Annotated in this window: 16 protein-coding genes; 3 read left to right on the top strand and 13 right to left on the bottom strand. The window is 51.3% G+C overall.

What is annotated here, in order from left to right; genetic code table 11:
• Nucleotides 1-53 precede the first annotated feature (53 nt).
• Genes NSQ24_RS18375 through NSQ24_RS18385 form a run of 3 tightly spaced genes read right to left on the bottom strand, consistent with a single transcriptional unit; the run spans nucleotide 54 to nucleotide 2,169 of the window.
• On the bottom strand, nucleotides 54-998 hold the full coding sequence (locus NSQ24_RS18375) for an HD domain-containing protein (protein WP_003386687.1): 945 nt from the start codon (nucleotides 996-998) through the stop codon (nucleotides 54-56).
• 17 nt (nucleotides 999-1,015) lie between these two features.
• Nucleotides 1,016-1,546 carry a DUF1232 domain-containing protein gene (locus NSQ24_RS18380; RefSeq protein ID WP_003386688.1) on the bottom strand — a complete coding sequence of 177 codons (531 nt, stop codon included), beginning with the start codon at nucleotides 1,544-1,546 and terminating at the stop codon, nucleotides 1,016-1,018.
• Nucleotides 1,543-2,169: a DedA family protein gene (locus NSQ24_RS18385; protein ID WP_003386689.1), complete on the bottom strand. Its 627-nt coding sequence runs from the start codon at nucleotides 2,167-2,169 to the stop codon at nucleotides 1,543-1,545. Before NSQ24_RS18385 ends, NSQ24_RS18380 begins: the two co-directional genes overlap by 4 nt.
• Before the next feature lie 211 nt (nucleotides 2,170-2,380).
• On the opposite strand from NSQ24_RS18385, the gene NSQ24_RS18390 reads away from it, so the two are divergent.
• Nucleotides 2,381-2,869 (top strand): DUF2062 domain-containing protein, encoded by a 489-nt coding sequence (locus NSQ24_RS18390; protein ID WP_003386690.1) that lies wholly within the window; start codon nucleotides 2,381-2,383, stop codon nucleotides 2,867-2,869.
• Nucleotides 2,870-2,959: 90 nt separating this feature from the next.
• On the opposite strand, the gene NSQ24_RS18395 is transcribed toward NSQ24_RS18390, so the two are convergent.
• The 3 genes from NSQ24_RS18395 to nadE form a co-directional block, all read right to left on the bottom strand.
• Entirely contained in the window at nucleotides 2,960-4,405 is a 1,446-nt protein-coding gene (locus NSQ24_RS18395; protein WP_024985259.1) for an IS1182 family transposase, read from the bottom strand.
• Between the two features lie 152 nt (nucleotides 4,406-4,557).
• Complete coding sequence (locus tag NSQ24_RS18400) at nucleotides 4,558-4,782, bottom strand: hypothetical protein (RefSeq protein ID WP_003386691.1); 225 nt, start codon at nucleotides 4,780-4,782, stop codon at nucleotides 4,558-4,560.
• 73 nt (nucleotides 4,783-4,855) lie between these two features.
• Complete coding sequence (gene nadE / locus NSQ24_RS18405; RefSeq protein ID WP_122958795.1) at nucleotides 4,856-5,608, bottom strand: NAD(+) synthase; 753 nt, start codon at nucleotides 5,606-5,608, stop codon at nucleotides 4,856-4,858.
• A 122-nt stretch (nucleotides 5,609-5,730) separates the two neighbouring features.
• On the opposite strand from nadE, the gene map reads away from it, so the two are divergent.
• The gene (map, locus tag NSQ24_RS18410; protein ID WP_003386693.1) at nucleotides 5,731-6,477 is read left to right on the top strand and encodes a type I methionyl aminopeptidase; all 747 of its coding nucleotides are present in this window, start codon (nucleotides 5,731-5,733) and stop codon (nucleotides 6,475-6,477) included.
• A gap of 51 nt (nucleotides 6,478-6,528) precedes the next feature.
• Here map and NSQ24_RS18415 read toward each other — a convergent pair whose 3' ends face one another.
• Nucleotides 6,529-6,699, bottom strand: coding sequence for a hypothetical protein (locus NSQ24_RS18415; protein ID WP_003386694.1), 171 nt, complete (start codon nucleotides 6,697-6,699; stop codon nucleotides 6,529-6,531).
• 71 nt (nucleotides 6,700-6,770) lie between these two features.
• Entirely contained in the window at nucleotides 6,771-7,112 is a 342-nt protein-coding gene (locus tag NSQ24_RS18420; RefSeq protein WP_003386695.1) for a PspC domain-containing protein, read from the bottom strand.
• A 181-nt stretch (nucleotides 7,113-7,293) separates the two neighbouring features.
• Between NSQ24_RS18420 and NSQ24_RS18425 the strand changes: the two genes are divergently transcribed.
• Nucleotides 7,294-7,548 (top strand): hypothetical protein, encoded by a 255-nt coding sequence (locus tag NSQ24_RS18425; RefSeq protein WP_122958779.1) that lies wholly within the window; start codon nucleotides 7,294-7,296, stop codon nucleotides 7,546-7,548.
• Nucleotides 7,549-7,560: 12 nt separating this feature from the next.
• Here the strand turns inward: NSQ24_RS18425 and NSQ24_RS18430 are convergent, their stop codons facing one another.
• The 5 genes from NSQ24_RS18430 to NSQ24_RS18450 all read right to left on the bottom strand — a co-directional run bounded on the left by NSQ24_RS18430 (nucleotide 7,561) and on the right by NSQ24_RS18450 (nucleotide 12,807).
• Complete coding sequence (locus NSQ24_RS18430) at nucleotides 7,561-7,992, bottom strand: DUF2935 domain-containing protein (RefSeq protein ID WP_003386697.1); 432 nt, start codon at nucleotides 7,990-7,992, stop codon at nucleotides 7,561-7,563.
• 217 nt (nucleotides 7,993-8,209) lie between these two features.
• Nucleotides 8,210-9,508 (bottom strand): group II intron reverse transcriptase/maturase, encoded by a 1,299-nt coding sequence (gene ltrA / locus NSQ24_RS18435; protein WP_024985477.1) that lies wholly within the window; start codon nucleotides 9,506-9,508, stop codon nucleotides 8,210-8,212.
• Nucleotides 9,509-10,056: 548 nt separating this feature from the next.
• Nucleotides 10,057-10,677 carry a flavin reductase family protein gene (locus NSQ24_RS18440; protein WP_003386698.1) on the bottom strand — a complete coding sequence of 207 codons (621 nt, stop codon included), beginning with the start codon at nucleotides 10,675-10,677 and terminating at the stop codon, nucleotides 10,057-10,059.
• Nucleotides 10,678-10,693: 16 nt separating this feature from the next.
• Nucleotides 10,694-11,860: a homogentisate 1,2-dioxygenase gene (locus NSQ24_RS18445; protein WP_039070873.1), complete on the bottom strand. Its 1,167-nt coding sequence runs from the start codon at nucleotides 11,858-11,860 to the stop codon at nucleotides 10,694-10,696.
• Between the two features lie 11 nt (nucleotides 11,861-11,871).
• Nucleotides 11,872-12,807: a fumarylacetoacetate hydrolase family protein gene (locus NSQ24_RS18450; RefSeq protein ID WP_003386700.1), complete on the bottom strand. Its 936-nt coding sequence runs from the start codon at nucleotides 12,805-12,807 to the stop codon at nucleotides 11,872-11,874.
• Between the last annotated feature and the right edge of the window lie 253 nt (nucleotides 12,808-13,060).

Here is a 13,060-nt window from a genome sequence, read left to right on the forward strand (position 1 = left end):
CCGCAAAAAACCGCCTGCCGTAAGCAGACGGTACTTTTTTAGGCTGTCATGCATCAATACCCTCGCCAGATTTTCCTCTTTACGACCGCGGAATAGGCCCACTCCTCGTCTTCCATGTCACTCAACGTTTGACCCAGCGCGTTCATCTTGCTGTCGATCATATCGAGGTGGTGGAACAGGATGGCCGTTGGCGTTTTTCCCGAGACGGCGCTTCCCCAGCCGTTTTCCACGTCGCCGTGGTGACTGAGAATGCAATGCTTCAGGTGAAGCACCTCCGCGTTCCCCAGCGGAATATCGTGTTTGCGGCAGATGCCGCTGACGATTTCCACTCCCATCACCAAATGGCCGATCAATTGTCCGGGCGTTGTATATTCGGGAGCGATCGGATCGGACAGCTCGTACAGCTTGCCGATATCGTGGAGAATGCAGGTCGCCACCAGCACATCCCGATCCGCCTGCGGATAGAGCGGGAGCAGCCTCTCCGCTGCGGAGAGCAGCGAGACGATATGCTCCAGAAGCCCGTGATAGTACTGATGGTGCATTCTCACGCCAGCCGGGAAAGCACGCAGTCTTTCTGCCGTTTCCGGGTCGCTCAAGGCTTCCGTGACGATGGTCTTCAGCGTATCGCTTTTCAGACTGTCGACCGCTTTCATCAGCTTGTCCCAAAGCTCGTCTGCAGGGAAGGGTGAGACGGGCACCAGAGATTCCATCTGCACCTCATCCGATGCTGTCGCCAGCCGGACCCGCTGGATGACCAGCTGCTTTTTCCCCCGGTAGCTTTGCACAGCGGCATCAATTTTGATGACGGACTTAACCTGAATCTCTTCTTTGAGCTCGGGTGTGACATCCCACAGCTTGGCACTGATCGTGCCCGAACGGTCTCCCAGCTCCAGATTGAGGTACTCGCTCTGGTTGCTGGCGACCCCCGCTTCCTTGCTTTTCACCAGACAAAACGCGACAACCCGTTCTCCCTCTTGATAATCAAGCAAATATTTCATAGATAGGACCTCTCGTTTTATTTTTTTCGAAACAGTGTCTGTTCGATCTTTTTCACCAGCTTTTTGCCCAGCAGATCATCTGCAGAACGGACGACCTTGGTGATGACGCGGAGCAAGTCTTCTTCTCCGTTCCAGTGCTCCTTCACGATGCTCTCGTCGACATCCACGAGTATTTTTCTCAGCGCATAAACGGCGAACACGACATCGTCCAGCAGTCCGAAAGCGCCTGTAATCGCCTCCGGGATAAAATCGATCGGTGAAATGAAGTAAGCGACGGCAGCTCCGGCCAAAGCCTTGGCCTGCAGACCGACGCGCTTGTCGACCAGCAGCCGCGCCAGCAAAACAAACAGGTCCGGAGCAAGCAAAATGTATTTCGCCACCGCTTCGTTGCCGCTCTGCTCCCGAATGAACGCCTCGATTTTGGCTCTCAGCTTGTCGTAAAAGCGCTGGTGCTGTTCAGGCAGCTCGATGGGAACCAATTCTCTCGACTTTTGAACTGCCGGCAGGTTCTCACCCGTACCGCGGTTGTCTTGTTGCTCTTCGCTCAAGTGTGATTCCCCCTTTTCGGTTTTGACTGTGCCCTGCGCATGCGCCAAAAAGACCATGCGGCGATCAGGGCAAATACGGCTACGAAGAAGATCGCCAGGTTTCTGGCAATGAGATTGAACAGCTCGTCCCAGCGTTCGCCCAACTGCCACCCGAGTGTGACGAATAAAACACTCCAAAACAGCCCACCTGAATAGGTGTACAGCATGAAGGTCGGAAACGGCAGACGGGTAATCCCGGCGAAATACGCGGTAAACTGTCTGACACCAGGGATAAAATAACCGAGCGGCAACGCCCATTTTCCTACCTTGTTAAACCATCCTTCCGTTTTTTTATACAGGGAGTAGCCCAGTCCCAACTTTTTCCCGTACCGCTCGATAAAGGAAAAGCCCAAGGTTCTGCCGATCCAGTACGCTGACGTCATCGCGGAGATCGACCCCAAGAAACAAGCGATAAAGGTGGGAACGAGCTTTAACTGCCCTGTGGACACCAAAAACCCCGAGAAGACGAGCAGTGTTTCCTCCGGAAGGGGCATTCCGAGAATTCCTAGAAAAAACAAGCCGAACAAGGCTCCATAACCATAGTGTGTGATATATCCGCCAAACGATGTTACGATTTCCTCCATGCAAGACACCACATTTCAACACCGGATAAACTACTCCCTCATTATGCCAAAAACAAAGCTCAGGCACAAACATTCGCCCAACCATATTCCCTGATTTTGGAAATTGCTGTAGAAAAATGACGAAAAACTGCACGTCAGCCGTGGCTTTCTTGGTCCCTTTTCGCTATAATGAGTTGAATGAGTTGAACTGGTAAACGAGGGACAAGCCGGCATGTGGAAAAAAATCTTCCGAAAAATGAAGTACGAGTACTACAAGCTCATCCGGATGAAGGGAGCCCCATCCTTTGTGGCTCGCGGATTCTCCGTTGGTATTTTCGTCGAGTTCATTACGTTGCCGACCTTTGGTCTGGCATTTCTCCTGCTCTTTCCGCTGGTCAAACTGTTCCGTTGCAGCCTGCCTGCCGGACTGATCGGCTTCGTCATCGGCAAGCTGGTCTTGCCTATCTTCATGGTTTTGAACTATCAATTGGGTTACTCGATCGTGGGCAGGCCTCTTCAGGAGCATCTGGAACACAACAATGAATCGGTCGCGGGCTGGCTGGTCTGGATGAAGGAAAAAGGATTGGCTTATTTTACCGGAAGTGCCGTCATGGGGCTGATCGTCGCCATCGGAAGCTACTTCCTGGTGTACTCCGCTTTGCAATGGTACCGTCGCAAGCGTGCGCGGCGTGTTCCTGCGCGGGGGCCATCCACTCCGTAAAACAAAGCCCGCAAGCTGCAGAACCGAACATGCGTCTGGACGTTTTTCACATGAAAAAAGACCGGTACTGACTCTATCGTCAGACCGGTCTCAGGTTGCAGACAAACTCCCTCGCTGAACGAACAGCAGAGGGAGTTTGTTTAATAATTTGATGAAAATACCGAAGGTGTTTTGATCGTTCACCTTTTGGCGACCTGATTTCCATAGCCAGGTCGCCATTTTTTTCAAGTTCATGGCAGCGAAAACAAGCATCGCCTGCATCGTGACCTTCTCCAGTCCTCGTAAGGTCGTCCAACGCATGCCATGCTTTTCCTTCATATCAGCGAATACACGTTCAATCGTTTCTTTCCGTTTGCTATAGATTTGTTTGTTTTCCTCGGTATGCCGGAGGTGGTCTACCTCTTCGAGGTAATCAGCCCAGATGTGGCGACTCACTCTCTTTGTGTAGTCTTTACTTTCCGTGCATTGTTTCAAGAACGGACAACTTCGGCAAACTTGAGAATTTGATCGATAGATACGGTACCCATCCTTGTTTGTTGTCTCATATGTTAAGATTTGCTCGTTCGGGCAGATGTAGCAGTCGAAATATTCATCATACACATATTCGTGCTTTTTAAAAAAACCTTCTTTGGTGCGTGGTCTTGTGTAGGGCATAACGGGGCGAATCTGGTCATCAAGGAGTGTTTTACTGATGTAAGGCGTCTTGTATCCCGAGTCCACTGCCACAGCTTGAGGCTGTGCAAACGTCTTTCGCACTTGATTCAAAACATCCTCAAAAACCTGACTGTCATGCACATTGCCTGGCGTTACCTTGGCACCAAGCACAAATCCATTTCGATCACATGCTGTATGAAAACTATAAGCAAATACACGTTCCTTTTCCCCTTTTACAAACAATCCGCAATCCGGGTCAGTTGTGCTGACTTTCACCTCCTTCTTCGAAGTTTCTGTCTTTTTTTCAAGGGGCTTCTTTCCATGTGCAATACGATCCTGATTGATTTCTTCGTCCAGCAGCTCTTGATATTTCTTCGCTTGTTCTTCAACGATTTCTTTCACGTATTTATGCTTATTCGCACTGGCTTTTACATGCGTAGCATCAATGAAAAGCACATCAGGCTTCACGAATCCATGATGAACCGCCTCCTCCAATATTCGAAGGAAGATCGACTCGAAGAGTTGAGTATCCCGAAAACGGCGAACATAGTTCTTGCCTAGGGTCGTGAAATGGGGAATGGGCTGACTGAAATCATAGCCAATAAACCACCGATAGGCAACATTGGTTTCGATCTCTTTAATCGTTTGTCGCATGGAACGAATTCCAAAAATATATTGGATGAAAGCAATTTTAACTAAGACTACAGGGTCAACACTGGGTCTGCCATTGTCATGACAGTAGAGGCTTTCCACCAAGTCATAGATGAACGAAAAGTCGATTGCATTTTCAATTTTTCTTACGAGATGATCTTCTGGCACCAACTCATCTAGCGAGAATGCAGATATCTGATAACGCCCTTCGGCCTCTTGCTTATTAAGCATAATGCCACCTCTAAAAAATAACTTTTGAAAACGTAACATGTTCTATATTCAACAAAAAAGCCTGCAGACCCTGTTCCTTACGGAACTTTGTCTACAGGCTGAGACCGGTACTGACTCTATCGTCAGACCGGTCTTTTTTCATGCGGCATAGATTATCCAAAAAAGCCCTTTTCCCGCAATTGGCTCATGATTTCAGCAACGGTCAGGTTGCCTTCTTGAAGCAAGCGAAGAGTTTCCTCTACCTGTTCAGGGGACAGTCCGTTAGCACCCAGGCTTTCTCGGACAAGGACGATGTTCGGACGGCGGAAGTGCGTTTGCAAGGTCCGAAGAACGCGTCCTTCCAGTGACGTTTTCAGCATCAGTTCAGTTGTCGACATCTGTTCCACCTCTTTACTAGAAAGATTTGCGCGTACCTTTCATTATCGTACAAACCGGACAAAGAATCAATGTTTAGATCTCCGGCATCAGACGGCGTTTGTGCTCCGAAATTCGGTGCAAGTAATCGATGCGCTTCTTGGCCTCCGGATTTGTTTCTCCTGTGATCAGCAGCCGATCCAATTCCTCGTAGGTAAAGCCCATTTCCTGTTCGTCCGTCTGTCCTTCCCACAGGTCTGCAGAAGGCGGCTTGACGATGATGGATTCGGGAACCCCCAGTTCACGGGCGAGAATCCGCATCTCGTGCTTGGTCAGGCTGGCAACCGGGTTAAAGTCAGCCAATCCGTCGCCGCCTTTGGTCATGTATCCGACATGAACCTCGCTGCGATTGCAGGTGTCTGCTACCAGGTACCCCTTTTGATTGGCGATCGCATAAAGCGTCGTCATGCGCAAACGCGCTTTGGTATTGCCCCGGGTTTTATCGTCCAGCTTCAGCACACCTTCAATAGCAGGCAGGATGGCATCATACGCCGGACCGATATCCACCGTAAACAGATCGAGCTGGATTGCCTCTGCCAATTTGCGGGAATCCTCTTCGTGGACAGGAAGTGAATAGGCAGGCATCCATACGCCGATGACCCGGTCCCGCCCAAGTGCACGGACGCAAAGCGCTGCTGTCACCGCGCTGTCGATGCCCCCGGAAATTCCGACGACTGCACCGCCCAGGCCAGGTCCGTCCACCTGCTCACGGATGAAGGCCAGTCTTTTCTCGATGTCTTCTTTCACATGAGCCTGGTAATTCGCCAAATGTGCTTCAAACTTGTCCAAGTCAAGTCCCCCCGTCTCCAATATTTCCTCCTCATCCTACCATGCGGAATTGACTGTGGCAATCGACGGCAAACAGGTCTACACTATAGAGAGAAAGACTTACTTTATGAAGGAGCGAACCGATGATCATTCTCAAAAACCAAGAAGAAATCGACCAGATGAGAGCAGCAGGCGAGATTCTGGCTGCCTGCCATCGGGAGTTGGCCAAATTGATCCGCCCGGGCATCACGACTTGGGAAATCGATCAATTCGTCGAGGGATTTCTGAAAAAACATAACGTAACTCCCGAACAAAAGGGATATTCCGGCTATCCATATGCGACATGCGCTTCCGTCAACGATGTTATCTGCCACGGCTTCCCTAAAAAAGAGCCCCTCAAGGATGGAGATATTGTCACGATCGACATGGTCGTCAACCGCAATGGCTGGCTCGCCGACTCCGCCTGGTCCTACGCTGTCGGCAATATTTCGGAAGAAGCGAGACGGCTTCTGGAGGTCACGGAAAAATCCCTGTACCTGGGGATTGAGCAGGCAGTCGTGGGCAATCGGATCGGCGACATTTCCCATGCGATTCAGACCTACGCCCAGGAGCAAGGGTACTCGGTCGTTCGCGACTTTACCGGCCATGGCATTGGGCAAAAAATGCACGAAGAGCCGTATGTTCCCCACTACGGTCCGGCAGGCCGCGGGCCGCGCTTGAAAGAAGGCATGGTAATTACGATCGAGCCGATGCTGAACGTGGGGACGTATCATGTGAAAATCGACGAGGACGGTTGGACGGCGCGTACACGTGACGGCAAGCTGTCGGCACAGTATGAGCATACGATTGCAATCACAGCTGACGGTCCGTTGATTTTAACAAAGCAATAACAGGCATAAAAAAAGTGGCCCCCTTTTGATCAGGCGGAGCCACTTTTTGCGTTATGCGCGGACGCTGTTTGCAGTAGTGCTGGTCAACTCTTCCAGCTTCTTTACGTCTTTCTCCAGCTCGCGAATATCTTCTTCAATCAGCTTCTTCAAGTGCTGTTTCTCCCGCAGTACCTTGCGGGTCTGCTCCAGACGCTGATTCATGTCGAACACGCCGAGATACACTGCCTTTCCCTCCCTATGTAAGTGCTGCACTCTACCTTACATCGTATGCAGAAAGGCAAAAAAGTTGTCGTCTAAATCCCTCTCCACTTGGCCAATTCCGCGCGCAGGCGATGCACCTCTTGGACCAGTGCGCGTTTTTCCAGCCGTTCGATCTCACTGTCCAGATCGTAGCCGCGTCCGAACATCGGGTCAAAAGGATCGCAGCCATCATGGCTGTAAGACCAAACCGGCTCCTTTGGCATCAGCAAGGCCAGGAGAAAATAAATCAGAAGCGGCACACCTGTAAACAAGGTCAGGATCACCACACCGATCCTCACCAATGTAGCATCTACCCCGAGAAAACGGGCCGCTCCCCCGCAGACACCAAACAGTCGCTTGTCGTAACGAGATCGATATAGACGTCTTTCCATCATGACATTCCTTCCTCTCTTTGTATCCGTTTCCGTTTGTATCTCCAAGATACCCGAAAGGAACGCCGATCAAAACTGGCCCTGGGGGGATTTGTCCTCCGTCCCGGGACGGAGGACGCGGTCGGACCCCGTTTGGCGTATGAAATGGCAAAGCTACGACCACTCTACAACTGAGGTGAATTCGATGCCATTTCTGATCATGTTTCTGGCTGCAATGTTGGCAGGATGCACGCCTGCAAATGAGTCGCCCGGACAGATGCGGACAAACGCTGTTTTGGATAGCGACCGAAGCATGTATTACCAGCAAAACGTCCTTCTCCCCCCTGGCATGGAACCAAACGCCACACCGTACGGAACACCGGCAAATTCCGGAACAGCCGGAGAATACGACCGCAGCCTTCGAAAAGACGCCGTATCCCATTACCCGGGGTTCGAATAAAACGACTCGTCGTCAGATCACCTGATTGGCAAGCAGGGCCTGCGTAATGCCGATAAAGTATTCCGATTCCCGGCGAATGTGGTTGAGCACAGTTATGGCTACGGGATTGTTGCGATACGGTGCACTTGTTTCCCCTATTTGGTTAAGGAGCTGGATAAACTGCTCACTCTGCTGCATCGCGAATGTGACCAGCTCCCTGATTTGGTGCAGCGTTTCAGCGCTCACCTGATTGCCCGACCTCACGACAACTTCGATGTATCGTACGAACATGCCTTGCGTTTGAGCAAAAGCCTGCTCCCACGCCATCAGTGCCTCTACGAACGGCGTTTCCAGATTGGGCGCAAGCTCCCGAAGCACAACGGTATGCTCGTTCTCTTGCTGCTTCCAAAAGTCTCCCTCGTCCAGAATCCTGAGCGGCATCTTGTCATCGTAATAAAATTGCACAAAGACTCCTCCTCTGTATATCTGTGCCCGTTTGGGTCCACCACAGTTTATGTGCCGAAAGCCCAAGGTTGTGCTTGATTTGTAGAGTAGAGAACTGAAACTTTCGGGCGACCGTATGGTCGCCTTGCTCATTTCAGCTCCCCCTCATCAAACCGTACGTGAGGTTTTCCCTCATACGGCTTTCCGATGTTCTTCTTTCTTTGGCATTCGGCTTACTTTATCCGGCTAATTTCAATAAACTACCCTGCGTGTTTTGTATGACCTTCAGCTTTCCGGCATGTTTATTCCGCTTGCTTCTTTTCTTGTTGCAGAAGATTGTAAGGCGTTCAATCACATACCAGTCTATCCGTCTTGCCCATCGTTTGGCGATGGGCGAGATGAAGTAGTAGTTCTTGAACCCCCTTAGCTTGCGATTTAGCCCTTTCACTAGCTCTTCTAGAGACAGAAACAGTTTGTTCCTTGGTGCAGTGTATTCCTTAATTTTACGTCTCATTTCCTTCATTGCTTTCTTAGCTGGTACATGAGACATAGCAAATACCTTGCTCCCCCCTTTGTTGAACACGGGGAATTTGCGATGGTGCAGCCCAAGAAAGTCAAACCCAGTGGAATTGTCCCAAATATTAACGAGTCTAGATTTCTCTTTACTGAGACTAAGCTCCAGCTTGTTTAGAATAGCCATCAGCACTTGAATGCTTTCCAATGCTTCTTGTTTGGTTCTGCACATGATAACGAAGTCATCCGCATAGCGGATAAGTGTGCCAAGATGGGAGAATTGATTTTCCCAAATGGTGTCCATGTAGTTTAGATAGATGTTTGAAAGAAGAGGCGAGATTACCCCTCCTTGCGGAGTTCCCAGTTCTGTTTCATGGAATTGATCATTTTCCATGACCCCAGCCTGCAGCCATTGTCGGATAAGTTTCAGAACACGTCTGTCGCTGATTCTCATTTCGACCAGTTTCATCAACTTCTCATGGTTGATGTTGTCGAAATACCCTTTAATGTCAACATCTACGACCCAATAACACCTCTTGCTTGCTTTGCGTATCTGTGCAATTGCCTGGTGAGCATTTCTTCCTGGCCGAAAGCCATAAGAACAGTCCCGAAAATCAGCTTCAAAGATCGGTTCAATGACTAGCTTAGTAGCCATTTGGACCACCCGATCCTTGATCGTCGGGATGCCGAGTGGACGTTTCTTGCCATCCGGTTTAGGGATGTAAGTTCGACGAACCGGATGTGGACGATACCGCTTTTCTTTTAAATCTAGATAGATCTCGTTAAGAAAACGGCTCTCCCCATACTCCTCCACAATCTGTGCGATGGATTGTCCGTCGATTCCTCCGCTCCCTTTATTTGCTTTTACTCTCCTCCAAGCTGTCGCTAGAATATCCGGGCGGTAGATTTTGTCATACAAGGCATGAAATCGCCGTTTTGAGTTTGCCTTGGCACAAAGATATAGGGTTGTCCAAAGTTGTCGAGCTTTTACATCGGTGTAGTTAGCAAGTTTACTTGCATTCACTCACTCTTACCTCCTTCGACCCGTGAACAAAGCAGGGCTCCTTCCCTCCATAAGGTTGTGTTGTCCTTATGTTCATCGGTACTATGAACCCCTCCGACTCCCTCTCTGCCATCCACCACTTCCCTTACGGTTATAGGTTTCCGTTTTACGCTCCTGACGGGGCGTGCAGAGTAGGGTCTCCCCAGTTCCGTTAACTACTTTCTCAACATACCGCTCCCCATACCCCGAGGGATTCATAGGTGCTGTATTCCAAGTTCTCCACACCGTCCTTGGCCTTCGCCCATATGAAACAAGCTCGGCTTCCCTTTGTCCACCTCTCGGTGGTCTTTCTTAACGAGGCTGCAGGATTCACTTTATGTTACGGCCTGCTGATTTGCTCGCACTCTTTCGAGTTACTTTGTCACAGGGCTTCAACCTTAGGATTTCTCCACCAGTTGCCTGTCAGCTACGAGGTGACTTGGCTCCTGCCTCGGTTGGACTTTCACCAACTAGCAATTAACGGCTTGCTGGGCACGCTCCAAATAATAAAGACCGTCCGCAGACGGTCTTTACTTGCTATTCGATTGGTACACCGGCCGCGGACGTTCAAAAAGCTCACCCAGCCTGGCATATGATTGTCCTGCCAGACGGCTGACAGGAGCAAAGGCTTCGATGTCGATTTTCCCGTTCTGGTACAAACGGTCTTCCACATGGACGTGAACGACTTCGCCGATAATCAGGTCGGACGTGACAGGATCGCCCAGTGTGACGATTTGATGGAGCCTGCACTCAAAGTGGATGCGAGAGTCGGCCAGCCGGGGCGGACGTACGACCGCACTTGGCTCGGTGGCCAGCCCGAGCGCATCCACTTCCCCTATCTCTGGAGGAAAGTCGGCAGAGGTTTCATTGGCAACGTCAACATTGCAGACGTCCACCATATTGACGACGAACTCTTTTGTTTCCGCGATGTTGCGAGCAGTATCCTTTCTGACACTGCCTGGCTTGCGCATGACCGCAATGGAAACCATCATCGGTTCAATGCTCGCCACATTGAAATAGCTGAACGGAGCCGCATTCAGGACACCGGCTCGGCCGATCGAGGTCACCCAGGCGATCGGCCTCGGTACGATGCAGCCGATCAGCAGCTTGTATTTGTCCTGTCGTTCGATTGCGCTGATGTCGATTTCCACGAAAAAACACCCCTTTTCACTCCGGCGACACAGGTGGAAGCCAGCTGTTCATATAGTCCGGGTCTTCGATCTCCAATGCCTGCTTCGTCACATACAGCGGTTTGAAGGTATCCAGCATGACCGCCAGCTCCTTCGTCTCCTTTTTGCCGATGCTCGCTTCCACTTTCCCCGGGTGGGGCCCGTGCGGAATGCCCATTGGATGGAGCGTGATGGACCCTTCATAGATGCCTTTGCGGCTCATAAAATTGCCGTCGACGTAATACAGCACCTCGTCACTTTCTACATTGCTGTGAAAGTAAGGGGCGGGAATCGCCTGCGGATGATAGTCGTACAGTCTCGGCACAAAGGAACAGACGACGAAATTTTGCCCGGCGAAGGTCTGATGAACAGGCGGCGGCTGATGAATCCTTCCGGTGATCGGCTCAAAATCGTGAATGCTGAGCGCGTACGGATAGAGATATCCATCCCAGCCCACCACATCAAAAGGGTGAAAATCAAACATGTAGCTGTATAAGGTGGACTGACGCTTGACCCGAACTTCGAAGGAGCCCTCCTCTACATGTGTATCCAGCCTCTCCGGCACGCGGATATCCCTTTCGCAAAACGGCGAATGTTCCAACAATTGCCCGTGCTCGTTGCGGTAGCGCTTGGGCGGAACGATCTCGTTCTGGGATTCGATGACGAGGAATCGGCTCGGCGTCTTCATTTCAATCCGGTAGGTGGTACCGATCGGAATCACCAAATAATCTCCCGGGCAGTACGGAATCGTTCCGAAAATCGTCTGCAGCTCTCCTTCTCCCTGATGGACGAACAGAAGTTCATCCCCGTCCGCATTCCGGTAAAAGTAGTTCATCTCGTCTGTAGGAACGCAAACGCCGAGCACGACGTCGCTATTGCCCAACAAATACGTTCTGCCCGAAACAGGGTCGCCTCCTGCCGGCGCATCGAACGTCTTGAAATGCTGATGCTTGAGATCGGCTTGCTCGACATATTCCGGCTTTACGTCGGCAACCCTTTTCGTCGAGCGGACCTGGGTCGGCGGATGATGGTGATACAAAATCGATTGAATGCCGGAAAAGCCTTTTGTTCCCATGACCTGTTCCCGGTACAGCTCCCCGTTTGGCTTGTGAAACATCGTATGCCGCTTCTTCGGAATCTCACCCAAGCGGTGGTAAAATGCCATTGCGAACCCTCCTATTCGGAAATGATGTTTTGTAATACGCCGAGCCTGTCGACCTCCAGCTCCACCACGTCACCGGCTTCCAGCCATCGGTGGCGCTCCGTCCCCAGCTCGAGGATGCACCCCGTCCCGACTGTACCCGAACCGATGACATCGCCGGGGTAAAGCGGACAATCAGCGGAAGCGCGGGCGATCATCTGGGCAAACGTGTAGTGAATGTCCTGAAAATAGCCGCGGGACAGCTCGATGCCGTTCACTCTTGCGACCATCGTCAGCGCAAAGCGATTGCCTTCCTCGCCGGCTATGCAAACATCGGCGAGCTCGTCTGGCGTAACGAGCCACGGACCCATGGAAGTGGCAAAGTCCTTGCCTTTTGCCGGGCCCAGCCCTACCTTTACCTCCTCCCGCTGAAGGTCGCGTGCGCTCCAATCGTTCAGGATGCAGTAACCGGCGATGTAGCGATCCGCCTGCTCGACAGGGATGTCAACGCCCTCCTTGCCGATTACGCAGGCAAGCTCCAATTCATAGTCGAGCCATTTGGTCGTCGCTGGCTTTTTCACATAAGCATTCGGGCCGACAAAGGCGGCTGCATTGGAAAAATAGAAGACGGGGAAATGATACCATTGCGGAATCATCTCCAGCCCGCGGCGTGCGCGAGCCGTCTTGACATGCGCTTCAAACGAGTAAAAATCCCGAAAGCTTCGGGGACGAGGCAGCGGCGATCCAAGCAAGACAGCTTCTAAAGGAAAAGACTGCCCTTCGGCAGGAGTCCCAGCCTGTTGTGACAGAAGCTGCAAGGGCTCTATCCACCTCTCCCACTCATCCAGCAGCTCCAGCATCCCCGGCGGCGCCCCCGCCAGGCTGGAGGCGATGTCTACGATGCGGTCCTCCCGCAAGATTCCGGCTCTCCACGCCTGCTGTTCTTGCATTCGATACGATACCAGCTTCACATGCTCTCCCTCCTCTCCTACGGGCCCCAGCCCCGGCTTCAGACAAGCAAATGAAAGCAAAAAAGCCCAGCATACGAACAAGCTGAAGCAAGGAGCCCGAAAACGGTATCATCCATTTTCGCGGGCACCCGATCAAGCTTATTGACGTACGCTGGGCTCAGTCTGCTAACGAAGAAGACCTTGCGGGAATTCCTCCGCAGACGACCAGCAATTTCCATTGCTCACTGTTTTTTCATTGGTATATTTATCATAC

The sequence above is a fragment of the Brevibacillus sp. FSL L8-0520 genome (assembly GCF_037963895.1).
Classification (GTDB): Bacteria; Bacillota; Bacilli; order Brevibacillales; family Brevibacillaceae; genus Brevibacillus; species Brevibacillus borstelensis.

Coding starts and splice junctions, on each gene's coding strand:
- NSQ24_RS18425 (WP_122958779.1), top strand. CDS start 7,294: ATGCCATTTCTGATCATGTTTCTGGCTGCAATGTTGGCAGGATGCACG.
- NSQ24_RS18390 (WP_003386690.1), top strand. CDS start 2,381: ATGTGGAAAAAAATCTTCCGAAAAATGAAGTACGAGTACTACAAGCTC.
- map (WP_003386693.1), top strand. CDS start 5,731: ATGATCATTCTCAAAAACCAAGAAGAAATCGACCAGATGAGAGCAGCA.
- NSQ24_RS18400 (WP_003386691.1), bottom strand. CDS start 4,782: ATGTCGACAACTGAACTGATGCTGAAAACGTCACTGGAAGGACGCGTT.
- NSQ24_RS18420 (WP_003386695.1), bottom strand. CDS start 7,112: ATGATGGAAAGACGTCTATATCGATCTCGTTACGACAAGCGACTGTTT.
- NSQ24_RS18375 (WP_003386687.1), bottom strand. CDS start 998: ATGAAATATTTGCTTGATTATCAAGAGGGAGAACGGGTTGTCGCGTTT.
- NSQ24_RS18395 (WP_024985259.1), bottom strand. CDS start 4,405: ATGCTTAATAAGCAAGAGGCCGAAGGGCGTTATCAGATATCTGCATTC.
- NSQ24_RS18385 (WP_003386689.1), bottom strand. CDS start 2,169: ATGGAGGAAATCGTAACATCGTTTGGCGGATATATCACACACTATGGT.
- NSQ24_RS18445 (WP_039070873.1), bottom strand. CDS start 11,860: ATGGCATTTTACCACCGCTTGGGTGAGATTCCGAAGAAGCGGCATACG.